General features: G+C 68.2%; 25 protein-coding genes and 1 pseudogene. 12 read left to right on the top strand and 14 right to left on the bottom strand.

Annotated features, from left to right (window positions below; translation table 11 throughout):
* Positions 1–89 precede the first annotated feature (89 nt).
* The 3 genes from IPV08_RS06240 (at position 90) to IPV08_RS06230 (ending at position 3809) form a co-directional block, all read left to right on the top strand.
* Complete coding sequence (locus IPV08_RS06240) at positions 90–1226, top strand: lytic transglycosylase domain-containing protein (RefSeq protein WP_207411197.1); 1137 nt, start codon at positions 90–92, stop codon at positions 1224–1226.
* Entirely contained in the window at positions 1223–2848 is a 1626-nt protein-coding gene (locus IPV08_RS06235) for a DUF2336 domain-containing protein (protein ID WP_207411196.1), read from the top strand. Before IPV08_RS06240 ends, IPV08_RS06235 begins: the two co-directional genes overlap by 4 nt.
* A 67-nt stretch (positions 2849–2915) precedes the next feature.
* A complete protein-coding gene (locus IPV08_RS06230; RefSeq protein WP_207411195.1) occupies positions 2916–3809 on the top strand; it encodes a DMT family transporter in 894 nt (297 codons plus the stop codon).
* Positions 3810–4006: 197 nt separating this feature from the next.
* Here IPV08_RS06230 and IPV08_RS06225 read toward each other — a convergent pair whose 3' ends face one another.
* Positions 4007–4777 carry an NAD kinase gene (locus tag IPV08_RS06225; RefSeq protein ID WP_207411194.1) on the bottom strand — a complete coding sequence of 257 codons (771 nt, stop codon included), beginning with the start codon at positions 4775–4777 and terminating at the stop codon, positions 4007–4009.
* Positions 4778–4863: 86 nt separating this feature from the next.
* Here IPV08_RS06225 and cutA point away from each other — a divergent pair, with 86 nt between their 5' ends.
* The gene (cutA, locus tag IPV08_RS06220; protein WP_207411193.1) at positions 4864–5184 is read left to right on the top strand and encodes a divalent-cation tolerance protein CutA; all 321 of its coding nucleotides are present in this window, start codon (positions 4864–4866) and stop codon (positions 5182–5184) included.
* Between the two features lie 102 nt (positions 5185–5286).
* On the opposite strand, the gene IPV08_RS06215 is transcribed toward cutA, so the two are convergent.
* The 12 genes from IPV08_RS06215 to croR form a co-directional block, all read right to left on the bottom strand.
* Positions 5287–5454 (bottom strand): hypothetical protein, encoded by a 168-nt coding sequence (locus IPV08_RS06215; protein WP_156467719.1) that lies wholly within the window; start codon positions 5452–5454, stop codon positions 5287–5289.
* 223 nt (positions 5455–5677) lie between these two features.
* Positions 5678–5875 carry a hypothetical protein gene (locus tag IPV08_RS06210; protein WP_056425576.1) on the bottom strand — a complete coding sequence of 66 codons (198 nt, stop codon included), beginning with the start codon at positions 5873–5875 and terminating at the stop codon, positions 5678–5680.
* A 210-nt stretch (positions 5876–6085) separates the two neighbouring features.
* On the bottom strand, positions 6086–7381 hold the full coding sequence (gene oxlT / locus IPV08_RS06205) for an oxalate/formate MFS antiporter (protein WP_056425573.1): 1296 nt from the start codon (positions 7379–7381) through the stop codon (positions 6086–6088).
* Positions 7382–8004: 623 nt separating this feature from the next.
* Positions 8005–9159: a glycosyltransferase gene (locus tag IPV08_RS06200; protein ID WP_207411192.1), complete on the bottom strand. Its 1155-nt coding sequence runs from the start codon at positions 9157–9159 to the stop codon at positions 8005–8007.
* On the bottom strand, positions 9156–9908 hold the full coding sequence (locus tag IPV08_RS06195) for a lysophospholipid acyltransferase family protein (protein ID WP_207411191.1): 753 nt from the start codon (positions 9906–9908) through the stop codon (positions 9156–9158). Before IPV08_RS06195 ends, IPV08_RS06200 begins: the two co-directional genes overlap by 4 nt.
* 59 nt (positions 9909–9967) lie before the next feature.
* Positions 9968–11512: a phytoene desaturase family protein gene (gene crtI, locus IPV08_RS06190; RefSeq protein WP_207411336.1), complete on the bottom strand. Its 1545-nt coding sequence runs from the start codon at positions 11510–11512 to the stop codon at positions 9968–9970.
* 181 nt (positions 11513–11693) lie between these two features.
* The gene (locus tag IPV08_RS06185) at positions 11694–12899 is read right to left on the bottom strand and encodes an ABC transporter permease (RefSeq protein WP_207411190.1); all 1206 of its coding nucleotides are present in this window, start codon (positions 12897–12899) and stop codon (positions 11694–11696) included.
* Positions 12896–13873: an ABC transporter ATP-binding protein gene (locus tag IPV08_RS06180; RefSeq protein ID WP_207411189.1), complete on the bottom strand. Its 978-nt coding sequence runs from the start codon at positions 13871–13873 to the stop codon at positions 12896–12898. Before IPV08_RS06180 ends, IPV08_RS06185 begins: the two co-directional genes overlap by 4 nt.
* An 11-nt stretch (positions 13874–13884) precedes the next feature.
* A complete protein-coding gene (locus IPV08_RS06175) occupies positions 13885–14313 on the bottom strand; it encodes a DUF2141 domain-containing protein (RefSeq protein WP_207411188.1) in 429 nt (142 codons plus the stop codon).
* Entirely contained in the window at positions 14310–15917 is a 1608-nt protein-coding gene (crtI, locus tag IPV08_RS06170) for a phytoene desaturase family protein (protein ID WP_056425549.1), read from the bottom strand. The genes IPV08_RS06175 and crtI (IPV08_RS06170) overlap by 4 nt, the downstream gene beginning before the upstream one ends.
* Before the next feature lie 143 nt (positions 15918–16060).
* A complete protein-coding gene (locus tag IPV08_RS06165) occupies positions 16061–16897 on the bottom strand; it encodes an RNA methyltransferase (protein ID WP_207411187.1) in 837 nt (278 codons plus the stop codon).
* Between the two features lie 73 nt (positions 16898–16970).
* Positions 16971–17450 carry a 3-hydroxybutyryl-CoA dehydratase gene (croR, locus tag IPV08_RS06160; protein WP_056425543.1) on the bottom strand — a complete coding sequence of 160 codons (480 nt, stop codon included), beginning with the start codon at positions 17448–17450 and terminating at the stop codon, positions 16971–16973.
* A 178-nt stretch (positions 17451–17628) separates the two neighbouring features.
* Between croR and IPV08_RS06155 the strand changes: the two genes are divergently transcribed.
* The 3 genes from IPV08_RS06155 to IPV08_RS06145 all read left to right on the top strand — a co-directional run bounded on the left by IPV08_RS06155 (position 17629) and on the right by IPV08_RS06145 (position 19494).
* The gene (locus IPV08_RS06155; RefSeq protein WP_207411186.1) at positions 17629–18240 is read left to right on the top strand and encodes a cation transporter; all 612 of its coding nucleotides are present in this window, start codon (positions 17629–17631) and stop codon (positions 18238–18240) included.
* 64 nt (positions 18241–18304) lie between these two features.
* Positions 18305–19156, top strand: coding sequence for a metallophosphoesterase (locus IPV08_RS06150; protein WP_207411185.1), 852 nt, complete (start codon positions 18305–18307; stop codon positions 19154–19156).
* 116 nt (positions 19157–19272) lie between these two features.
* On the top strand, positions 19273–19494 hold the full coding sequence (locus IPV08_RS06145; protein WP_056425532.1) for a hypothetical protein: 222 nt from the start codon (positions 19273–19275) through the stop codon (positions 19492–19494).
* A gap of 3 nt (positions 19495–19497) precedes the next feature.
* Here IPV08_RS06145 and IPV08_RS06140 read toward each other — a convergent pair whose 3' ends face one another.
* Complete coding sequence (locus IPV08_RS06140; protein ID WP_207411184.1) at positions 19498–19875, bottom strand: 4a-hydroxytetrahydrobiopterin dehydratase; 378 nt, start codon at positions 19873–19875, stop codon at positions 19498–19500.
* Positions 19876–20190: 315 nt separating this feature from the next.
* On the opposite strand from IPV08_RS06140, the gene IPV08_RS06135 reads away from it, so the two are divergent.
* The 5 genes and pseudogenes from IPV08_RS06135 to IPV08_RS06115 form a co-directional block, all read left to right on the top strand.
* Positions 20191–21171, top strand: a complete 981-nt coding sequence (locus IPV08_RS06135) for an ABC transporter substrate-binding protein (protein ID WP_056425909.1) — start codon at positions 20191–20193, stop codon at positions 21169–21171.
* A gap of 58 nt (positions 21172–21229) precedes the next feature.
* Positions 21230–21967 carry an ABC transporter permease subunit gene (locus IPV08_RS06130; RefSeq protein WP_056425907.1) on the top strand — a complete coding sequence of 246 codons (738 nt, stop codon included), beginning with the start codon at positions 21230–21232 and terminating at the stop codon, positions 21965–21967.
* The gene (locus IPV08_RS06125) at positions 21948–22697 is read left to right on the top strand and encodes an ATP-binding cassette domain-containing protein (protein ID WP_207411183.1); all 750 of its coding nucleotides are present in this window, start codon (positions 21948–21950) and stop codon (positions 22695–22697) included. Before IPV08_RS06130 ends, IPV08_RS06125 begins: the two co-directional genes overlap by 20 nt.
* Positions 22698–22907: 210 nt before the next feature.
* Positions 22908–23237 carry a hypothetical protein gene (locus tag IPV08_RS06120; protein ID WP_207411182.1) on the top strand — a complete coding sequence of 110 codons (330 nt, stop codon included), beginning with the start codon at positions 22908–22910 and terminating at the stop codon, positions 23235–23237.
* A 164-nt stretch (positions 23238–23401) separates the two neighbouring features.
* Positions 23402–23733 (top strand): annotated as a pseudogene (locus tag IPV08_RS06115) (PQQ-dependent dehydrogenase, methanol/ethanol family); the annotation flags it as partial.

The raw sequence follows: 23733 nt of genomic DNA, 5'->3' as shown, positions 1-23733 counted from the left end.
GTGGCGGTTCCTTTAACCTTTATTTACCATAACCGGAACAGATTAAGGCTTAGGCCGACATCGTCAGGTCCGCCTGCAGCCGGACGGTCATGTTCCTCTTCACGACGCCCCCCGCCAGCACTCGCGAGACCGGCCTCGGCCGGGACGCGGGCACGCGGAACGGGGCGACCACGGGAACGGCCGCCGGATCGGCTTCGGCGGGCGTGGTCGATGCGATCCGCAGCGGCGCGCGCAGCACCGGCACCGAATTCGACTACCTTCTCGCCACGGCCAAGCGCGAATCCTCCCTCGACCCGTCGGCCAAGGCCGCCACGTCCTCGGCCACCGGGCTGTTCCAATTCATCGAACAGACCTGGCTCGGGACGATGAAGAATGCGGGGCCAAAGCTCGGCCTCTCGGCCTATGCCGACGCCATCACCGCCCGGCCCAACGGCACCTATGCGGTCGAGGACGCCACCACTCGCCAGACCATCCTGGATCTGCGCCGTGACCCTGCGGTGGCCGCCACCATGGCGGGCGCCCTGACCCAGCGCAACGGCGAGGCGCTCACCGCCGCCCTCGGGCGCGAGCCGACCGGCGGCGATCTCTACGCCGCCCATGTTCTCGGCGCACGGGGGGCGGCGACGCTGATCGGCACCGCCCAGGCGAGTCCGGCGCGCGCCGCCGCCCTCGACATGCCGGAGGCGGCCGCCGCCAACAGGAGCCTGTTCTACGACAAGACCGGCCGCCCTCGCGGCGCCGCCGAACTCTACGCGCTCCTCTCCGCCAGCCAATCCGCGTCGCGGCCCGCCCCCACGGCCCTGACGGGTGCCGCAGCCGAGCCGGCCTCCACCACCGATCCCGTCTCCGCCTATGCGGCCATCGATGGCGGCGGATTGCGGGCCCTGTTCCAGACCGACAAGCGCCAGGGGGCGATGTCCGAGGGGGTCGCCCGCCTCTGGCAGGGCAGGGCCACGTCACCGTCGCCGGAGCCGACGCGCAGCGCGCCGACCTATTTCCCGCGCTCGGACGGGACGGGAGAGACGGCCTCCGTGACGGCCGCAATCCCCGCGGAGCCGGCGAAGGTCGCGGCGACGGCCTCGCCCACCGCCGCCACAGCCACCGCCCTCGTCGGCGCACCGCTGCCCCCGCGCCGGCCCGCCGAATTCACTGCCGCCCCGTCGGCCGGACACTTCGCCTCCAAACCTCTCGATCTTTCACTCTTCGCGACCCGGAGCGGTCAATGATCATCCGCCAATTCCTGTCCTGGACCCGTGACGCTTCCATCGACCGTCGCGCGGAGGCCGCGGCGGCACTGACCCGGGCCTATCTCTATGGCGGGCTCGATGCCGGGGCGGCGCGCGACGCGCAATCGGCGATCCTGGCGCTTCTCGACGACCCGGCCCTCGCCGTGCGTCGAGCCCTGGCGCAAGCCTGCGCCGGTTGCGCCACCGCGCCCCGGTCGCTGGTCGTGGCTTTGGCGGGCGACCATCCCGACATCGCCGCCCTTGTGCTACGGCGCTCCTCCGTCCTGACCGATGCGGATCTCGTGGACGGCATCGCCGTCGGCTGCGAGACCACCCGCACCGCCATCGCCGGCCGGCTCGGCCTCTCCCACGCGGTGGCCGGCGCCATGGCCGAGATCGGCGGCGTCCCTTCGCTCACCACCCTGGTGCGCAACCGCAGCGCCCGCATCACCACCGGCAGTCTGCTGCGCATGGTGGAGCGGCACGGCGACGATGCCGGCCTCCGGAACGCCCTGACGCTACGGGCCGACCTGCCCCTCGAAGTGCGGCAGGCCGTCACCGCCCGTGTGGCGGCATCGCTCTCGGCCTTCGCCATCGCCTCGGGCTGGCTCACCCCGGCGCGCGGGGAGCGGGCGAGCCGCGAGGCCCTGGAGCGCAGCACCCTGGAGGTGAGCGCCGGTGCCGACGGGGCGGATCTCGCGCGCCTCGTGAGCCATCTCCGCATCCGGGGACAGCTCAATGCCGGCCTGATCCTGCGGGCGATCCTGTCGGGCCGCATGGCCTTCGCGGAGGCGGCGCTGTCCGATCTCACCGGCCTGAAGGCCGACCGCGTGGCTGGGCTGATGCACGACCCCTCCGCCTCGGGCTTCGCGGCCCTCCACCGCCGCGCCGGATTGCCGCCCGTCCTGCTGCCCGCCTTCGTCGCCGCGCTCTCGGCCTGGCGCGAGGCCGGTCTCCAGGCCGAGCCGGGCCAAGCCAAAACCAGCCAAGCCAAAACCAGCCAAGCCAAGCCCGGCAATGCCACCCTGTCGCGCCGGATGATCGAGCGCGCGCTCACCGCCTGCGAGACCATGCCGCTTGCGGAGGCGCAGAGCGTCGTCGCGCTTCTGGCTCGCTACGAGGCCGAGGCCGCCCGCGAGGAGGCCCGCGTCACCGCCAAGGCCATGGAGGAGAAGGAGAGCCGGGAGACCCGGACACGGATGCAGATCCTCGACGCCGAATGGCGCCTGGCGCAGCAGCTCGTCTCTCCCCGGCCGGCCCAACCCACACCGCTGGTTCTCCAGCCCGTCCGCATCGACGCCGTCACCATCGAGCAGGGGCAGGCGATGGAATCCGTGCTCGACGCCTTGTCCGACGGGCTCAGGGCGAGTGTGCGCGAGGCGAGGGCGCAGGTCCGCCCGCTCACCGCCGCGCCGATCGATCTGACTGGCCACGACCTCGTGACGATCGACGTGCCCTCCATCGTCGTGTCCCAGCCGGAATTCGACATCGTACCCGACCCCGTGCGGATCGAAATCGGCGTATCGCCGACCCACGAAGCCGATGCGATCCTGGATGCGATCCCCGGCGCCCTGATCGCCAGCTACCGCGCCGACCGCGACCGAATGCGTCTGGCAGCCTGACCTGACGGGGTGCGACCGGCCTCCGCCGGCCGTCGCTCCTTCGCCCTCATCCGGCTATGAGGGCGGCATGACAGGCACCGACACCAGAGCCCTTCTTTCCGGCCTCGCCCCCGTGGCTGCCCTGGTGGGCTCGATCCTCTCCCTCGTGATCGGCACCTCCTTCGCCAAACAGCTGTTCCCGGTCATCGGCGCGGAGGGCACCTCGGCCTACCGCGTCACCCTGGCGGCGGTGCTGCTGCTCGCCGTATGGCGGCCCTGGCGCCGGTCGCTCAGCCGTCGCGATGCCGGTGTGGTGGTGCTCTACGGGTTCGTGCTCGGCTGCATGAACCTGCTGTTCTACCTCTCCCTGCGGACGATCCCGCTGGGGCTCGCCATCGCCATCGAGTTCGTCGGGCCTCTCACGGTGGCGGTGGCCTCGTCGCGGCGCGCCGTCGATCTGGTCTGGGTGGCGCTCGCTCTGCTCGGCCTGTGCCTGTTGCTGCCCCTGGAGCGGGCGAGCGCCGGCCTCGATCCCCTCGGCGTCGCCTTTGCGCTGGGCGCCGCCCTGTGCTGGGCGATCTACATCCTCGTCGGCCAAAGGGCGGGGCACCTGCCCGGCGGGCAGGCGGTCGCCCTCGGCATGAGCGTGGCGGCCCTGGTCATCCTGCCCTTCGGCATTGCCGGCGCGGGCACGGCGCTGCTCTCGCCCTCCATCGTCGTGGCCGGCCTCGCCGTGGCGATCCTGTCGAGCGCGATCCCGTATTCCCTGGAGATGGTGGCGCTGCGGGGCCTGCCGCGCCAGACCTTCGGCATCCTGCTCAGTCTCGAGCCGGTCTGCGGCGCGCTCGCCGGTTACCTCATCCTCGGGGAGCGTCTCACGCCCCTGCAGGGAGCGGCCATCGCCTGCATCATGACGGCCTCGGTGGGCAGTACGATTGGCGCCTACCGGGCGAAGCGGGCGGATCCGAACCGATCGGCATGAACGAGAAAACGTATGTGATGCAGGTATTTGCGAGAGTTTATTCTCGCGGCTGATGAGATGAGCGCTAACACTTGAGACGACTGGAAAAGGTGCTGGTCGTGACAGGTACGCTCACGCGAGACGCACCGATCGCGGCAGGAAAGGCCGTGTCCCGTCCCCGAGCTCTTGCGGGCGTTCCTGTATATGCCGCCAGCGTATCAGCCGAACTGTTCGCGAAGAATCCGCTCGTCCAGGCTGTGGCCGGGATCGTGGAGGAGGGTGAGGTCGGTCTTGAGGTCGAGCCATGTCTCCACGGTGCAGACCCGGCGGAACTCGGTGTGGTCAGCTACCGCCGCCACCGGGCGATGCGCCGCGTCGAGCACTTCCACATGGATGCGGGCGTGATCCGGTAGCAGGGCTCCGTGCCAGCGCCGGGGGCGAAAGGCCGAGATCGGTGTCAGCGCCAGAAGCCGAGAATTCAGGGGCAGGATCGGACCGCCCACCGAGAGGTTGTAGGCGGTGGAGCCGGCGGGCGTCGCGCAGAGCACACCGTCGGCGATGAGCTCGGGCAGGCGCACATGTCCGTCCACCGAGATCTTGAGCTTGGCGGTCTGGTGCGTCTGGCGCAGCATGTAGACTTCGTTGATGGCCCGCGCCGTGTGCCGGCGCCCCTCCACGTCCACGGCTTCCATGAGCAGCGGATGGATGGTGCTGCGCTTGGTGCTCTCCAGCCGTTCGAGGAGGTTGTCCTCACGGTACTCGTTCATCAGGAAGCCGACGGTGCCGCGGTTCATGCCGTAGATCGGTATGCCGGCCAGCATGAAGCGGTGCAGCGCCTGCAGCATCAGCCCGTCGCCGCCGAGCGCCACGATCACGTCGGCTTCTTCGGGGGCGACGCTGTCGTAGCGCCGCATCAGCGTATCCGCCGCACCGCGCGCATCGGCGGTGGGGCTCGCGATGAAGGCGATCCTCTGGAAGCGCCGCGCCATGGGTGATCGTCCGCTCGTGTTGACGCCGGGCTCGACCGCGCGCCTCATTCCGCTCGGAACAGGCCGCAGACCGGGAGACCCATAGCATGGAGCGTCCGCTTCTCGTCTACACCACCTTTCCCGATGCCGAGACGGCGCTCGCCATCGGTGAGGAACTGGTGCGCGCGCGGCTCGCCGCCTGCGTCAACGTCCTGCCGGGAATGCGGTCGGTCTATGCCTGGAAGGGCGCGGTGGAGCGGGGCGACGAGGTCGTCACCATCCTCAAGACCCGGGAGGGCCTCGCAGACGACCTCGCGACTGCGCTGAAACAGCGCCACCCGTACGAGACGCCGATCATCCTGCACCTGGCTACGAGCGGGGCGGATGCCGCCACTGCGGCGTGGATCCTGGGCGAGACCGGCGGTTGAGGCGCGTGCGGTCACTCTCCCGCCGGGCATGAAAAACCCCGCCTCGGCTCAGCCTGGCGGGGGGAAACGGTACTGGACGGGTGCCGATCGATCGGCCTCGGCTCAGGCGGCCAGACGGTAGGAGGCCTGGGCGTTGTCGTTGATGGCGACGAACATGCCGGCCGAGGTCGTGTTGGAGACCGGCTCAGCCGATTCGGGGCGGTCCGTGAGCAGCGCCAAAGCAGGGCCGACGGCGACGGCGGCGAGGCCGAGGATGAACAGAGCGATCATGAAGGGAGCCTCTCTTGCAGCTGCAATGAAGCCTATATCGCACCGCACAATGGTCTTTGGTATATCACATTCCGTATGACGGTTATGTTCCGGACGCGGATCTGCGGATGAAGGCCACTCTGCGGTCGCACGAGGGGCCAGCCGGTCATCGGGAAGGTGCGTGAGTGTCGGGAATGGGACGGGGGGGCGCCGTTCCGGTGCCTGTAACCTGGCTGAGGGCTTCTCAGCGATGGTTGCCGCCGGACACGCCGGGCATCAGCGGAAGTGCATGATAGCCGTCGCCGAAGATGATGATCGATAAGGTCAGGCCTAAGGCCGCTACATACAGCACCGCGAAGAGGTCGCGGTTGGCACCGGCCGTGGCGAGCACCAGGGCCGCGAACGGAATGCTCTGCAGGGCGAGGATGGCGGCGATGTTCATCTCGGGCACTCCGGCGGTAGCCGAGCAGAGTTGGACATGACGGCGCATGGGGCAACACGGGGGCGGCGGACAGGATGGCGCACCGTGTGCCGGGCCGGAGATGGCGCTCCTCGGAGGGGCGCCATCGAGGCCGGTCGCTGAAGGAGCCGGTCATCGGCTCCTTCGGTCGTGCCGGGCTCGCCCCGCCGGTCGGGCGGGACGAGCCGGGGATCAGGCGTGGGCCAGGGCGCCCGCCGGAGTGACCGAGCCGTTGGCGACGTGGTGGCGCTTGAGCATCGGCCGGAGGACGGCCACGGCCAGGAAGGCGGCGAAGAGATCCATGACCGCCACGGTGTACAGCACCGTCGCCCAGGTGCCGGTGGCCTGCATCAGCAGGTTGCCCACCGGGACGAACAGGGCGGCGAAACCCTTGGCGCAGTAGAGCACGCCGTAGATCTTGCCGATATGCTTGGAGCCGAACGTGTCGGCGGCCGTGGCGCTGAACAGCGAGTAGACCTCGCCCCAGGCCAGGAACACGATGCCCGACAGGATCACGAAGGCCCAGGGGTTCGAGCCGAAGTAACCCAGGGCGACGATGCCGATACCCTCCATGGTGAAGGCGATGAACATCGTCTTCTCACGCCCGATCCGGTCGGAGATGTAGCCGAAGAGCGGCCGCGAAATGCCGTTCATGATCCGGTCGAGCATCAGTGCGAAGGGCAGGGCCGCCATGGCGAAGAAGTACAGGTTGACCTGGAACTCCTTCACGCCGAGATCCTGCGCGATGACGCCGAGCTGGGCCACGGCCATCAGGCCGCCGGTGACCGTGCAGGTGAACATGAGCAGCATCACGTAGAAGACCGGCGTGCGCAGGGCTTCCCCGAGGGTGTAGTCGCGCCGGGTCTGCAGGACTTTGGTCGAGAAGATGACCTGGTCCTTGGCCGGGGAGCGCAGGCCGATGGCGGCCAGCATGATGACCGCGCCCTGGATCAGGCCGAAGATGAAGAAGGCCTGGGCGTAGCTGCCGTGCGAGATCATGCTGGCGATCGGCAGGATGGTGAGGGCCGAGCCGGCGCCGTAGCCGCCCGCCGTCAGGCCGACCGCGAGGCCGCGCTTGTCCGGGAACCATTTCAGGGCGTTGTTGATGCAGGTGGCGTAGACACAGCCCACACCGATACCGCCCGCCACGGAGCCGAGATAGAAGCCGGTGAGCGAGGTGGCGTAGGAGTTGATGACCCAGGCGAGGCCGGTCATCAGACCACCGAACATCACGACCCGGCTCGGGCCGTACTTATCGATGAAATAGCCTTCAATCGGGGTCAGCCATGTCTGCACCACGACGAAGATCGTGAACGCGACCTGGATCGCGGCGCGGTCCCAGCCGAACGTCTTCTGAATTTCCGGGACGAACAGAGTCCAGGCGTACTGGATGTTCGCCGCGGCGACCATACAGGCAACGCCGAGAATAAGTTGGAGCCACCGCTTTGAAGGTTGCACCGCTATGGGCGCGGTCACGGACGTCGCCATGAGCTTTCTCCCTGATCATGGACATGGATACTTGAAGGCTTGGTGGTCGAGGCACCCCAGCGCATCGGCTTCCTTGGCCGCGGCAAGTGATCGTCGAGATCAGAGGTCGCTGGCTGGTATTCAGTATTTGGCATATCAGATTGGCTTGCAAGCACCATAATGCATGAGCCCAAGAGGATTCATCCAGAATTCGCGAAATTTTGCTCCGAAACGCCTCACGGATGAGCAGGATTTTTCATCCACCACAGTCGGGAAAAATAATTTCACCGACTTGGCCGCGACGATGACGGGAAGGCAGAAGATCGAAGCCATCGCATTCCGAGCTGTTTGACCGGCACGGGCAGGCTATGATCGGATCCCTGTCGGGGTAGACAATGTCGTGCCGCGTAGATCCGAGTATTCGATCTGCATAAATTATAAAACCAAGAGTTTTTTGATATTTACGTCAAAAAAAACAAACACTTGGTATACTTCGTTCCACGCTCCGGCGGTCTCCGGTTCAGCCGATGCGTCGTCGTGATGCCGGGCCGATCCTTTGGTCGCGGGGATAGAAATCCTGTGCGCGGCCGGTCAGCCGGGGAACAGCCGGCAGGCGACGGTACCGCTTGAAAACCCGGCCTCGCCTACGGCTGGGAATGGGGCGTCTTCGTCCCCTTCACCGGATAGCTTCGCCCCTTCCACACCGCCGCTCCGGCGCGCTTGGGGTCCAGCAGCACGTTCCACTGGATCGCCAGGGCCACCACCACCCCGAGCGGGTGGAGGAGGATGGTCGCGGCCGGCTCGTGGGTGATGAGGGTGATCGCCGCGCGGGTGGCGAGCGACACGACGAGGGCAGCGAGCGCCACCAGCCCGGCCGTCGGAGTCGCGAGGCCGAAGGCGGCGGCGAGAACGAGCAGCAGCGGCAGGACATGACCCGCGAGCAGGAGCAGCGTCCAGACGGGGAGGGCACGGGGCGTGGCCATACCCTCATGGGCGTTCTTCGAGAAGCCGGCCCAGGATTCGGCGAGGTTCCGGTACATCCGGCAGGTGGCGAGCGCGTGCCCGGCCACGAGGTCGGTCCGATGCCCGGCATGGCGCAGGATCCGGGGTAGGAACACGCCGTCATGCAGGAGTCCGCGGATGGCGCCGTGGCCGCCGGTCTCACCGTAGACGGAGCGGTCGATCAGGACGAGCTGGCCGCAGGCGGCGCCGAGTGCCGGACGGAGCGAGGCGCGCATCATCGGCACGGGGAGGTAGCCGACGAGGAGGAAATTGATCATCGGCACGGTGAGCCGCTCGCCCAGGCTGCGCATGATCTGACGCGGCACGGCGCTCACCAGGGCGGCCCCGGTGGCGCGGGCATGGGCGACGAGCCCTGCCGCGGCACTGGGCGCGAGGGAGACGTCCGCGTCGATGAAGAGGAGCTGCCCGCCCCTCGCCTCGGCCGCGAGGGCAGCGCAGGCGTGGTTCTTCCCCGTCCAGCCCTCGGGCAGGGCGGGCACGGGGACCAGCCGGAGCCGGGGATCGGTCTGCGCCAGGGCGCGGACGAGGCCCGCCGTGCCATCGGTGGAATGGTCGTCCCCCACCAGCACCTCCACGGCGATGCCGGTGCTCGCCAGCGCGGCCCGCACCGTGTCGACGATGGTGCCTTCCTCGTCGCGAGCGGGGATCAGGATCGAAACTAGCCCGTCCTGCGCCGCTTCCGGCTCCGGCGTGCGCAAGGCGATGAGGTTCGCGCAGGCCAGGATGGCGGGGAGGAGGGCGAAGGCGAGGGCGACGAGCGCCAGGACGAGGGTCACGGGGCTCTGTCTCCCTCGGGGCGATGGGCGGGGTCGAAGCGGCGACCGGTGAGGATAGCCCGCATCCGGCGCCAGCCGTCATAGATTCCGCCGATACCCTTGCCGCCGGAGGTCAGGGTCGTGAAGCGGTCGGGCTCGCGGGCGACGACGTCCGCGGAGAGCCGGTCGAGGGTGGCGGTCAGGTCTGCCTCCATCCGTGCCAGCCGCTCCGGCCGGGGCAGGGCGACGAGGTCGGCACCTCGCACCGGCGTCCCGAAGGCCGCGAAGGCTTCAGCGCCTCGTTCTTCCCAGAAGGCGTAGTCCAGGGCCAGGGGCACAAACAGCGCGTCCGGTGCGATCTCGGGGAGTCTCGCCACACCCGCGCGCAGGTCGAGCGGGCGGGCGCGGACATCGACGAAGCGTCCCTGCGCCGTGATCCAGAGCATCTGTCCGGGCGCGCCGAGGATCGCGCGGGAATGGGCAAGGAACTGCGCCGCCCCGCGCAGCGATTCGAGATCCACCGGAAACGCGCCGATTCGCCCGAAGACCGCGTATTTCTCCAGCGCCGCCGCATCGAACGGGGCGTGGCTCGTCCGCTCGGGAAACAGGCGGCCGGCCAGGAGGATCACCACGGCCGCGTCCCACCAGGACGGATGGTTGAGGACGACGACGATGGGGCCGGCATGACCGGCACAATCCGGCGCGCCCCAGCGGGCGAGCCGGAGCGCGTTCATGTGCCGGCGCAGGAAGCGGTCGAAATACCCGACCATGAACCGCCAGATCAGCGGCGAATGACGGGGAGCCGGTCGGGCCGGGGACGCCGCTGGCCTCACGCGCTCTGCCGTACCTCGCTACCGGTCGCCCCACCCTGCCGAGCGTCGGAATCGAGCGCGTCGGCGGCGATCCAGCCCGACATCATCACCATGGGCATGCCGGGGCCGGGATGGGCCGCGCCGCCGGCGAGATACAGGCCGCGCACCTGCCGCGAGCGGTTGCCCGGCTTGAACGCGCCCATGAACTTGCCGTGCGAGGCGAGGCCGTAGATCGCCCCGTTGAGCACCTTGTAGCGCTCGTGGATGTCCTGCGGCGTCAGATGGCGCTCGACGACGATGCGCTCTTCGAGATCCGGCATGTGGCCGGTGCGCTTGAGCTTGTCGAGGATGACCTGGCGGTAGGCCGGGAACATCTTGGACCAGTCGTGATGCGGCCGAAGATAGGGCGTGTGAACGAGGACGTAGAGGGCCTCGCCGCCTTCGGGAGCCACCGACGGGTCGGTGGAGGAGGGGGCGGCGAGATAGGCGGTCGGGTCCGGGGCCGGCTCGCCCTTGCGGTAGATGTAGTCGAACTCCTCCTCCGGATCGCGGGAGAAGACGAAATCGTGGTGGTTCAGGTGGTCGTAGCGCTTGTTCAGGCCGAGATAGAGCACCACGCCGGAACAGGCCGGCTCGAAGCTCTTCTTCTCGTAGGCCTTGCCGACATCGCCGCCGACGAGCTCGCGGTAGGTCCGCACCGAATCCATGTTGGAGATCACCGCGTCGAACGGGGTGATGCCGGCGGCGGTCTTCACGCCCTTCACCGTGCCCTTCTCGATGGCGAGCCCGGTGACCTCGTCGCCAGGCCGCAGGGTCGCGCCGAGTTCGGAGGCGAGCTTCGTCAGCGCCTCGGCCACCGCGCGGGTGCCGCCCATCGGGTACCAGACGCCCTCGGCGGTCTGCATGTGGGCGATGGCGCAGAGCACGGCCGGCGCGCCGTAGGGGGACGAGCCGACATATTGCACGAAATGGTCGAGCATCTGCGCGAGGCGCGCATCCTTGACCTTCGAGCGGATGGTGCCGGCAACCGACGAGCCCATGCGGAGGGAGAGCACGTCCCGCAGGGTACCGGGATTCATGTTGGCGCGGATGTTGATCGTGTCGAACAGATCTTCCACCGGCTTCCAGAAGAAGAACTTGTTCGAGACGTCGTGCAGGTGCTCGGAGATTTCGAGGAACTTCTTGTAGCCCTCGCCGGCGCCGGTATTGGGCGCGAAACGCTCCATGTCGGCGGCCATGGTGGGCACGTCGGCCATGAGGTCGAGATGGGTGTTGTCGTCGAAGAAGCAGCGCCATTGCGGATCGAGGCGGCGCAGGTCGAGATAGTCGTGGATGTTGCGGCCGGCTTCCTGGAAGATACGCTCCAGCACCTTCGGCACGGTGAGGATGGTCGGGCCCATGTCGAAGCGGAAGCCGCCCTCGTGCAACACCGCTGCCTTGCCGCCGAGCCAATCGTTCTTGTCGTAGAGAGTGACCGTGTGGCCGCGCGCAGCGCTGACGCAGGCCGCCGCGAGGCCGCCCAACCCTGCGCCGACCACGGCGACCGAAGACCCGATCCGCATGTTCATCGTCACTCCCTGGGCCCGGCCGATGCCGCGCCTCACGGGTGAAGCTAGACCGGATCGCCGCGTGGTCAACGCGCTAACCGGTCGCGCCGCCGGAGTTATCGCCCATTTCAGGGCCGTGAGCGGGGATTGGAGGTCCGAGGCGGCCAGTTTCGGGTTCGAGGTGACGCCCGCAGGCTCACACCACCCGGCGCGCCACCAACCCCACCGCGGCCACCAGGCCCAAGGCCGCCACGGTGATCATCACCCCCCAGGCCGGCATGGCCGCGGCCATGCCTTCGCCGAGCGCCGTCTGATAGGCTTCGATCGCCCAGGCGTTGGGGGTGAGCCAGCCGACCTGCTGCAGCCAGGGCGGCATCAGGAAGCGTGGGACCATGCTGCCACCCACCGCCGAGAGCAGTAGAACGCCGAAGGTGGACGCGAGATGTGCCTGCTGGCGGGTATTGGCCGCCGCGCAGGCGGCGAGCGCCAACCCCGCCGCCATGGCCGAGACGAGGAACGAGGTGACGATCCAGGCCGGCCAGTGCGGGCCGATCTCGACCCCGTAGACCAGGGCGGCGGCGGCGAAGATCAGCCCGGCCTGGACCACGCCCTGGATCACCAGGAACAGGAACTTCCCCACCACCACCACGGCGAGCCCTCCGGGCCCGGCCATGAGCCTGTCGGCGAGGCCCGATTGCCGCTCCTCCACCAGGGACATCGCTCCCTGCATGGCCGCGAACAGCAGGAACACGGCGGTGATGGCGCCGGCATAATAGCTCACCCGCTCGTTGGTGCGGCCCGAGGCGGTGCTCTGGCGTTCTACCAGGGAGGCGAAGGAGAACGGCTCCTTGCGGGCGCGCTGCTCGGCGAAGGCCGAGTTGAGGAAGGCGCGTTCGTCCGGCCCGATCTTGCCCGACCGTTCCACGTCGGCGACGATCCGGGCGAGGACGACGTCAGGCAGGGCCTCGTTGAGGATGCGCTGCAACTGGCCGAGCGCGATCGGCGTGGCCAGGGCCCGGGCGGGGTTCTCGATGAGGACCACGGGCTGGGCGGCCTCGGGCGGGGCTCCGGCCACGGGCGCGTCGAGGTCGCCGCGCAGGACCAGGGCGGCGTCCACCTCCCCGCGCCGGACCGCGCTCGTCGCCCCGGCGAGATCGGTGGCCTTCAGACGCTCGATGCGCAGGGAGGTGTCGGCCTCCAGGGCCGTCATCAGCCGCTCGGTGGTTGCCGTGCGGGCGAGGTCGACGAGACCGAGATGGATGCGGATCCGGTCGCCGATGGCGCCCGAGAAGATCGCGGCGAAGATCATGAAGATCACGGTCGGCAGGACGAAGGCCATGACCAGGGCGGCGCGGTCGCGCCGAAGGCTGATCAGCATCACCCGGAAGGCGGCGGTGATCATGCCTCGTGTCCCGTGCAGAGAGGCATGGCCCGGTCCGGCCCGGCCCGGTCGAGGGCCTCGCGATAGATCGCGTCCAGGCCCGGCGCGCGGATGCGGATTTCCCCCACCGGCACGCCTTCCGCCCGCAGGCTGACGAGGAGCGCGGTCCCGTCGAGCCCGGCCCTGTGGCTCGCCCTCCAGGTCAGTCCGGTATCGATAGGGGTGAATCCCGCCCGGCGCAGGGCGGCCACGGCGTCCGGGCCGGCGGGATTGGTGAGCGCCACCTCGTGTTCGGGCACTTCCGCGCGGATGCGTTCGAGGAGGAGGGCGAGCCGGCCTTCATGGATGAGCCGCCCGTCCGCCAGGATGGCGACCCGGTCGGCGAGGCGTTCGGCCTCGGCGAAATCATGGGTGGCGATGAGGATCGCGGCGCCCTGTTCTCGCAGGCGCGCGAGCACCGCATGGATCGCGGCGCGCGCGTGCAGGTCCACTCCCTGGGTCGGCTCGTCGAGGAGGACGAGGCGCGGCCGCGCCATCAGGCTCGCGGCGATATTGGCCCGGCGCTGGTAGCCGCCGGACAGGTGGCCCACCGGACGCCGCGCCACCTCGGCGAGATCGGCCAGATCGAGGGCGGCCTGGACCGCTGCCTTGCGTTCACGCCGACCGATCCCCGAGAGCTGCGCGAAGACGGAAAGGTTCTCCGCCACGGTGAGGCGTGGATAGAGGGCGATTTCCTGAGGAACCCAGCCGATGGCGCGCCGTGCCTCGCGCTCACGGAACGGATCGGCGCCGGCGATCCGCACGGTGCCGCTCTCCGGCGGCAATCGTCCGGCCACGATGCGCATGAGCGAGCTCTTGCCGGCGCCGTTCGGGCCGAGCAGGGCGAGGGTCTCGCCCGCCTCGATCCGGCAATCGACGCCCCGCAGGACCCGATGCCCGCGATAGGCGAGGACGGCGCCCCGGACCATGACCAGGGGCTCCTGTCCCGGACTCATCCTGGGCGGGTTCAGCGGGGTGGCAGGGCGCGGACGAGGCGCACCCGCAGGGCGAGACCCGGTTCGCGCACGACGACGCGCGCACGGGCGAAATCCGGTCGCGCGCGCGCCGCCTCGCCGGAAAAGCCATAGGGTTCGAGGGGAAGGCCAAGGCCCGTCCGGTCGAGGCGACGATTGCCGTTGAGATCCTGATAGGCCGCCACCGCGTAGGCGCCGGGTTCGATCCCCGTGAGGATCACCCGCTGGTTCCTGCCGTCGGCGAGAACGTCCTGCCCATTGCGACACTCGGTCTCCGACAGGCCGCCCTGGCACAGAGCGACGTAGACCGCACCCGCCCCCGGCTCGATTCCCTCCACCACGACCTCGACGGTGGCTGCCCGCGCGGGATCGAGAGGCATGACGAAGGCCAGCGCCAAAGCGGTCGCGAAGAAACGCCTCATGAAGCCTCGCCCGACGTGGCGAGCGGCTGGGTGGTGGGGATGCCGGCGGCCTCCGCGCCGACGCGCCCGGCGGAGAGCTCCTCGATGAGGAGGCGGGCGGTGATGCGCGCGCCCTCGTAGATCACCGGCAGGCCCGAACCCGGATGCGTGCCGCCGCCCACGAGGTAGAGCCCTGGCCCGAACCGGTTGTGAGGGCGGAAATACAACATCTGCATCAGGTCGTGGGCGAGGTTGAAGGTGGCGCCCTCATACACGAAGAAATCGTCGCGCCATTGCGACGGGTCGACGATGCGCTCGTAGCGGATGCGATCCTCGATATCGTCGAGGCCGAGCAGCTTCAACCGGTCGAGGACGAGGCGGCGGTAACTCTCACGGGTGGAGGGCCAGTCGATCCCCGACTTCAGGTTCGGCACCGGCACGAGGACGTAGAGGCTGGTATGGCCGGCCGGCGCCATGCCGCCATCGGTGTAGCCCGCGTGCTGGACATAGAGGGAGGGCTGCATCGGCAGAGTGCCCTCGGTGATTTCCCGGATGTTGCGGGCGTATTCCTCCGACAGGAAGATCGTGTGGTGGCCCAGCGCCGCCGGCACTTTCCCCTCGATCCCGAGATACATCATGAAGGTCGAGCAGGAGAGGCGGGCCTTGCCGATCTTAGCGTCGCGCCAGCGTGGGCGATGCGTCTGCGGCACCAAATCCTTGATGACCTTGGCGAAATCGCCGTTGATGACCACCGCGTCGGCCTTCAGGGTCTCTGTCCCGCAGACCACCCCGGTGGCCTTCTTGCCATCGAAGATCACCCGGTCGACCGAAGTGTCGAGGCGGATGTCCACGCCCATGCGGCGGGCGAGCCCGGCCATCGCCTCTGACACCGCGCCGCAGCCGCCGACGGGATGGTAGACCCCGTGTTCGTATTCGAGGAACGACAGGATCGTGAACAGGCTCGGGCAACGGAACGGCGACATCCCGAGATATTTGGTCTGGAACGCGAAGGCGAGGCGGACCCGCGGGTCCTTGAAGTAGCGCTGCAGGTCCTTGTCGACGCTGCGGCCGGGATGGAGGTGGGGCAGGGCGGCGATCATGGCCGGCGAGGCCATGGCGCGCAGGGTGTGGAAGGCCTGTTCCAGCACGGGCTTGAAGAATTTCAGCTTCACCCGGTTGTCGGCGAAGAACTTGCGGACGTTCTTGGCGTCATCCGGGGCGATGCGGGCGATCTCCGCCTCGAGGCGCTCCATGTCACCGGTGGCACGGATCTCGCCCGAGACCCCGTTCCTGCCCTCCGCATCCTTGCCCTCGAACACGAGGTGATATTGCGGATCGAGCCGCTCCAGCTTGACGTGATCCTCGAGACGCTCGCCGCATGTCTCGAAGATGTCGGCGAGGATCTGTGGATAGAGGAAGAAGGTCGGGCCGATATCGAAGCGGTAGCCGCCGGGCGCCTCCACCGTCTTGGTCCGGCCGCCGACGGCAGGGTCCTTCTCGACCACCGTGACGTGGATGCCCGCTCGTGCGAGGAGCAGCGCCGTCGCCAATCCCCCGGGGCCGGCGCCGACGATGATGACGCGGCGTCCGGACAAGGTCCGCATGCCATCCCGAGACTGAAGCAACGCGTTGAACTCCTTCGGCGACAGGCCCCCTACGGCGGATCGTTCCTCCCGTAAGGGGTATCGAGATTCATTCCAAGCTCAAGGTCGCGGCGTCCGGAATCCCCGACGCACCGGCCTAGCTTGCCGCCTAATCTCGACCGGCATCACCAGCGGGACAATGGGTGCGGATTGTCGCGTGCCTGCATCGCCAGATGGTGGAGCGCCAATGCTCCCGCTGTCGCCACGTTCAGCGAGTCGAATCCCGGTGCCATGGGGATGCGCACTGTTCGGGCGCGCGCCATCAGGCCGTGCGACAGCCCCGGCCCCTCGGTGCCGAGGAGCAGAAGCGTGCGCGGCGAGGGCGGCAGGTCCGCGAGCACCGCCTTCCCGCGCGGGCTGAATGCCAGGGGGACGAGGTCGTTGGCCTGCGCGAAGTGCAGCATGGCCTCCGCCTCTAGCCGCGCGAACGGCACGATCAGCGCCGCGCCCGCCGAAACCCGGATCGCCTTGCGATAGAGCGGGTCGCAGGTGGCGGAATCGAGAAGGATGCCGGTGGCTCCAAACGCGGCGGCGTTGCGGAACAGGCCGCCGACATTGTCATGGTTGGTCAAGCCGACGAGCCCGACCATCGTGACGGGCGCCGGGGACGGAGGCAGGACGAGAGGTGGGGGCTCTCCGCACGAGGCCACCGCCATCACGCCCCGGTGGATCGGGAAGCCGGCGATGGCGCTCATCACCGCCTTCGAGGCCGTATAGACCGGCACCGAAGCGGACAGGGCGGCGAGCGCATCGGAAAGGGGCGCCAAGCGCTCGTGGCTGAGGAGCAGTGATTCGGCCGGGAAACGCGCGGCACCCGAGAGCAGGACCCGCAGGGTCACCTCCCCCTCCACGATGAACCGGCCCTCGCGGCCGATCAGGTCGCGCTCCCGCATGGCGGCATAGGCCGCGATGCGGGGGTCGGAGGGGTCGTCGATGGGGATGGGTGTCACCGCTGGCCGCATCCTATGCCCTGGCAGATGATGCGCATGGCCGGAGCTGCCCCTCTTCCCGCATGCGGAAAGAGGGGTATGCGCGCTACGCGTTCGCGGGGCGGCCGCCCATGCGGATGGCGAGCGGGTCGGCCTCCTCCTTGGTCGGGACCTTCACCAGGGCCTCTCCGTCGAGGACGACTTCACCCGCCACCGAGCAGGTGCATTTGAGCCGGGCGCGGCGGCGCTCGGGGACGAGCTCAGCCACTTCCACCGTCACTTGGACGGTGTCGCCGATGCGGACCGGCGCGCGAAAGTTCAGGGTCTGGCTGATGTAGATGGCGCCGGGGCCGGGCAGGCGGGTGCCGAGCACGGCCGAGATCAGCCCGGCCGTATACAGGCCGTGGGCGATGCGGGTGCCGAAAGGCGTGCGGGCGGCGAAGTGCTCGGACAGGTGGATCGGGTTGCGATCGCCGGTGATCTCGGCGAAGCCCACCACGTCGGAGGAGGCGATGACCTTGTTCAAGGTTTCGGACAATCCGACCTCGAGATCCTCGAAATACAGGACGCGCAGCTCTGGCATCATCGGTCGGTCTCCCCCCGTCTCACGTCGTACTCACGGGACTTGGCCCCGCATCCGACGTGTCGCGTCGCACAAGCGCTGCTGCAAATCCAGCGCAAGCACGCCGAAAATCGCGGCTCGACAGGCCTGTCGTCGTCGGTCCAAGAGCAAAGACTTTTTCGAGAGCCGATCCTGAGAGCCGATGACCGACGCATCCACCCCGGCAGGTCACGCCACCCTGCGCCCGGTCGTCCTGCGGGTGGCGGGACTGAACCTCGCCTATTTCAGCATCGAGATCGCCGTGGCTTTGGCGATCGGCTCCCTTGCGCTCATCGCCGACAGCCTGGATTTCCTGGAGGATGCGGCGCTCAACCTGCTGATCTTCGCCGGGATCGGCTGGAGCCTGCGAAACCGGGCGCGGCTCGGCATGGCGCTGGCCGGCATCCTGCTGCTGCCAGCACTCGCCACCGCCTATGCCGCCTTGGAGAAGGTCTCCGACATGGCGCCCCCCGCGCCGCTGCCGCTCACCCTTGCCGGCCTCGGCGCCCTCGGCGTGAACCTCGTCTGCGCCATGATGCTGGCGCGTCACCGCGAGGGCGGGGGAAGCCTGACCCGGGCAGCCTATCTCTCGGCCCGCAACGATGCCTTTGCCAATCTCGCCATCATCGGCGCAGGCCTCGTCACGGCGCTCACCCTCTCGCCCTGGCCCGATCTCGTGGCGGCGGCCGGCATCGCCGTGCTCAACGCGGATTCGGCCGTGGACATCCTCAAGGCCGCCCGTGCCGAATGGCGCGCGGCGCATCCCGTCGCGTGAGAACGTGCCCCGCCGCCCGGCCGCGCCGATGCCCGGTATCGCCAAGACGATGAGGTTCTGAAAGATGCGCCTGTTCCCGATCTCCGACCTGCATCTCGAGCGCCGGCGTCCGGAGACGATCGCGCGGCCGGCAGAAGCGTTCGACGTGCTGGTCTGTCCCGGCGATCTTTACGAGGGCCGGCCCGAACTCGGCCTCGCCGCCCTGCGACAGATCGCGCAGGGCCGTCCCATCGTGCTCGTGCCGGGCAACCACGAACATTATGCGCCGACGGGTGACCCGCGCACCGCGCCCGAATTGATCGCCGCCCTGGAGGCCGAGGTGGCGCGGATCAACACGTCGGGGGAGGGCGGTCCGGTCCACCTCCTCAACCACGGTGCCAGCGTCGTCCTCGATGGAATCCGCTTCGTCGGTACTACGCTCTGGAGTGACTGGTCGCTGGCCGGTCGCTGGCTCGACGAGACCGTCGCCGACCACCCGGCGGACCCCGTCGCCTTCGCCGCGGCGCGGATGACCGATCCGGTGACCGGTTCGCGAGAGTTTCGCGGGTCGATCCGCAAGGGTGACGGCACGGTCTGGTCGCCCGCCGACGCCATGGCGGCGCATCTCGCCCAGAAGGCCGAGCTGACCGCCGCCCTCGCCGTGCCGCATCCCGGCCCTACCGTGGTCGTCACCCACCATCCGGCCAGTCCACTGGCGGCCGACGCGTTCCGGGCCACGCCCGGCGTGCCCTGGTGGGTGCCGGCCTTCTACGCCACCACCGCTCTCGACGATCTCCCCGAGGCGAGCCGGCCCGATCTCTGGGTCTCCGGCCATTTCCACTCCGGCCACGACCTGCGCGTCGGCCGCACCCGCTGGGTCGCCAACCCGGTGGAGGGGGCGACTTACTCGGCCGAGAGGTTCGTCGATCTGGGGTGAGGGGCAGGCCTCGACTCTCCGATCATCTTCGAGAGAGCGGGCTCACGCGAAACCGAAGCCCTCCGTCCGACGTAGAGGGCCGAGGGGCACGGCCCCACCTCGCACCGGAGCCTGTCATGAACACCTTCATCGCCGTCGTGCTCGTCTGCGCCAACGCGATCCCGATCGAGGCCTGTTCGGACGACAAGGCGAGCGAGGTGCGCAAGGTCCGCGTTTCCAACGAACTCGGCTGCACCAACGGCTGGCAGGAAATCATCTCCCGCACCGATCTCAACGAGGAGATCGGTAAGACCGCCTATCTCAAGACCGAGTGCCGGAGAGTGAAGGAGGCGCGGTAAGCCCTACTTGTCGTACTTGATATAAGCGAAGCGCGCGTCGCCGGGCGTGCCCTCCAGGCCTTGGCCTTCCGTTCCGGGCTGCCAGCCCACGACCTCCTCGATTTTCTTCGCCAGGGCAAAATCCTTGTCGGTGATGCCCTTGGCGGCATGGTTCATCAGCCGCACTTCGACCCAGGCATAGGAAGCGGTGAGATCCGGATGGTGCCAGGCGGCCTCGGCGAGGTGCCCCACCGTGTTGATGACCATCAGCGTGCTCTTCCAGCTCGCTGTCTTGTAGGTCCGCCGGATCCAGCCATCCTCGTAGGTCCAGGCGGGCAGCTCGGCGCTCAAACGCTCCGCGATGGTGGCGTCGTCGATAACGTCTTCGCGTGATCCGGCCATGGCCTGCATTCCTGTTGGGTGAGGTGGATGTCATCCAGCGACTGGATGTCGTGATTGGTACCGGAGGCATTCCGGGTCCGGACCCTGCCCCGAGCAGCGTAGTCCGGCAAGTTTTCCGGAGCTCGGGTTTTTCGGATTCTCTGCCCCCGGTCGTCCGAGCTCGTCACCTGCGGCCACTCGACCATGGCGCGCGTCGGTGGACGACGGAGATGTGAGACCCTATTAAATATAAGAACCGCCGGGCAGTCTCAGCGATGAGGCCGTCGAACGGCAAAATCCGGGCTTTCAAAATCCGGTCCCAGGGAGACGATGCTCATGCTGTCACGGCGCGGATTGCTCGCGACGGCGGCGCTCTGGCCCATGGCCGGCGCGGTGGCGGCCGCATCGGCGAGCGTGCGCGTCGGCAGCCTGCCCTTCGGCACCGTGTCCTGGGAGGCCGCCATCATCAAGGCGCGCGGCCTCGACACGGCCAACGGCTTCACCCTCGATGTGGTCAAGCTCGCCGGCAACGACGCCGCCCGCATCGCCTTTCTCGGCGGTCAGGTCGACACCATCGTGGGGGACCTGCTCTGGGCCGCCCGCCTCGGCAACGAGGGCAGGGCGATGCGCTTCATCCCCTATTCCACCACCGAGGGATCGCTGATGGTGCCGCCCGGCAGTTCCATCGCAGGCCTCAAGGATCTCGTCGGGAAACGCCTCGGAATCGCCGGAGGGCCCCTCGACAAGAACTGGCTGCTGCTCAAGGCTCAGGCCAAGGATGCCGCCGGGATCGACCTCGAATCTCAGGCGCAGATCGCCTATGGCGCGCCGCCCCTCCTGGCACTGAAGCTGGAACAGGGAGAACTCGACGCAGCCCTGCTCTACTGGACCTATTGCGCACGGCTCGAGCCCAAGGGGTTTCGTCGCATCATCGGCTCCGACGACATCATGCGCGCCTTCGGCGCCACCGGCTCCATCGCCCTCATCGGCTACCTGTTCGAAGGGAGCACGGTCTCGGGCAAGGCCGAGGCGATCGCCGGCTTCGCCCGCGCCTCGCGCACCGCCAAGGAGATGCTCGCCAACGACCCGTCCGCCTGGGAGGTGGTGCGACCGCTGATGTCGGCCGATGACGAGCCGACCTTCGAGGCCCTGAAGCGGGACTTCCTCGCCGGCATTCCGCGCCGGCCCATCGCCACCGAGCGCGGCGACGGCGAGCGCCTGTTCGGCGTTCTGTCCAAGCTCGGCGGCGAGCGCCTCGTCGGGGCGGGGACGACCCTGCCCCCCGGCCTGTATTTCGACGGGGCCGGAAACGGTTGAGCCGCTGCGGCCTCTCCGATCGGCACGGCGGACATTGATCCGGCCCGGCTCCAACGCCATGGGGGTGGCGACCCGGCTCGTCTCCGTCCTGCTGCTGCTGGCGGCTTGGCAGGTGGCGGCAAGCCTGGCGGGATCGCGGCTCCTGCCCGCACCGCTCGCGATCCTCGATTTCATCGTCAGTGAATCGGCCAGCGGCGATCTCTGGCGCAATGTCGGCATCACCCTCACGCGGGTGGGCGTCTCCTTCATGATCGCCATGGGGCTCGGCGTGCTCCTCGGGATTGCCCTCGGACGCCTCAAGGGCTTGAACCTCGCCCTCGACACGCCGCTCCTCATCCTGCTCAATACGCCCGCCCTCGTCATCACCGTGCTGGCCTATATCTGGGTCGGCCTCAACGAAGGGGCCGCGGTACTGGCCGTGGTGCTCAACAAGCTGCCCAACGTGGCGGTGATCGTGCGGGAGGGCGCGCGGGGCCTCGATCCGGGGCTCGAGGAAATGGCGCGGACCTACCGGTTCGATCGCCGCACCTGGATCGCCCACGTCCTGGTGCCGCAACTGCAGCCGTTCGTCGTGGCCGCGGCCCGGTCCGGCCTGTCGCTGGCCTGGAAGATCGTGCTGGTGATCGAGCTGCTCGGGCGGCCGAACGGCGTCGGTTTCGCCATCAACTTCTACTTCGTTCAGAGCCTGAACGTGGCCGCCATCATCGGCTACAGCGTCGTCTTCATGAGTGTCATGATCGCCATCGACATCCTCATCCTCCAGCGCCTCGAAGCGTATGTCCGGCGCTGGCGCTGAGATGGCGGACGCTCTCTCCGTCTCCATCCTCCGCAAAGTCTACGGCGCCGATGGGCCGGAGCCGGTGGAGGCGGTGCGCGACCTCTCCTTCACCATCCGCCGCTCGGAGATCGCCTGCCTCATCGGCCCCTCCGGGGCGGGCAAGACCACCACCCTGCGCATCCTGCTCGGCCTCGACGACGCATACGAGGGCGCGGTGACTCCCGATCCGCGCGAGGCGGGGATCGCCATGGTCTTCCAGGAGCCTCGCCTCCTCCCCTGGCGCAGCGTCGAGCAGAACGTCCGCCTTGGCCTGCCCCGCCCGGAGCGGGGGCGTGATCTCGACGGCCTGTTCGAATCCCTCGGGCTGACGCCGTGGCGCAGCCGCTATCCGGGAAAGCTCTCCTTGGGCATGGCGCGTCGCGTGGCCCTCGCCCGCGCCCTGGCCCTACGTCCCCGCATCCTGGTGCTCGACGAGCCCTTCGTGTCCCTGGATGACAGGGCCGCCGCGTCCCTGCGGGAGATCGTGGTGGAGACGGTGGGGCGCGAAGGGATGAGCGTGCTGATGGTCACCCATAACGTCGCGGAGGCGATCGAGATCGCCGACCGGCTTCTGCTCGTTTCCGCGCGCCCAGCGAGCCTGCTCGCCGACGTGACCCTCGACCGGCCTCGTAACAGACGCGACCGGGCATGGTCGGAGGCCATGCGCGAGGATTTGGCGAATCGCTTTCCGGGCGTCATCGCCGCTTGAACGGCGTTTACCGTCCTGCATGAGGCGCAAGATATCGCCGACGCAACATTATGCACATGCGCACAAGACGTAAGGCGCATGCGCGGCGCGCTACGTACTCATGCGGCGAGACAACGCAGCGCCCGATCCAATGGCGCCCAATCGATGTTTCCGCACATGCAGGGGGCACTCGATCTATTTTGCGAGCAGGCAAAATAATGCTTATTTCGAATGGTGAAACTTGCCCTTCCGTGGGACGAAGCGGTCGTTTCCACCAATGGTCTCTGCTGCAAGAGAGAGAATCTGGCATGCCAGGCCGAGCTCATGCATGGAGTGCATAAGAAGCGCCTGCGGCTTACAAATGCTTTTGTCTTTGAACTTGGCGATTTTGCAATGCAGCATTTCCTTGTGCAGGTGCATGAAATGCCTGCCGGGGAAGACATTCGTTCACCAGGACTTGATGCAGACCATGCTCAAGCTTGCTCAATCGAGTTGACGCCGCCGAGATTTTTCTTAGAGTTCATTCAAGCTTCGGTTCGGAGGGGCGCCGCAAAGGGGTAGCGGCGACCGGGAGAGCAGGCGGTGGTTGAGGCGAAAGTTTCGCGGAAACAACCGCTTAGGAGACTCTATCGAAGTGAACTATCCCTGTCGCAAATAACAGGTCGCGCAAACGGAAGCAGGTCGAACTGCTCTCCAGTTGTGTCAAAGACTTGTCGGAGGAATGCATGAGAGCGGTCCATCTTCTCGCACTCGGCGCTGGTCTGGTGGCTTCGGCCCCCGCCTTCGCCAACGACGACGTCCTGAAGCGCTCGGCCGATCCGGCCCAGCAGGTTCTGCAGACGGTCGATTACGCCAATACGCGCTATTCGAAGCTCGACCAGATCAACGCCAGCAACGTGAAGCAGTTGCAGGTGGCCTGGACGTTCTCGACCGGTGTCCTGCGCGGCCACGAAGGCTCGCCGCTCGTCATCGGCAACATGATGTACGTGCACACCCCCTTCCCGAACATCGTCTACGCCCTCGACCTCGACAAGGACGGCGTGATCGTCTGGAAGTA

The sequence above is a fragment of the Methylobacterium sp. SD274 genome, from assembly GCF_017355285.1.
Classification (GTDB): Bacteria; Pseudomonadota; Alphaproteobacteria; order Rhizobiales; family Beijerinckiaceae; genus Methylobacterium.
This window is presented reverse-complemented; position numbering and strand designations above follow the sequence as displayed.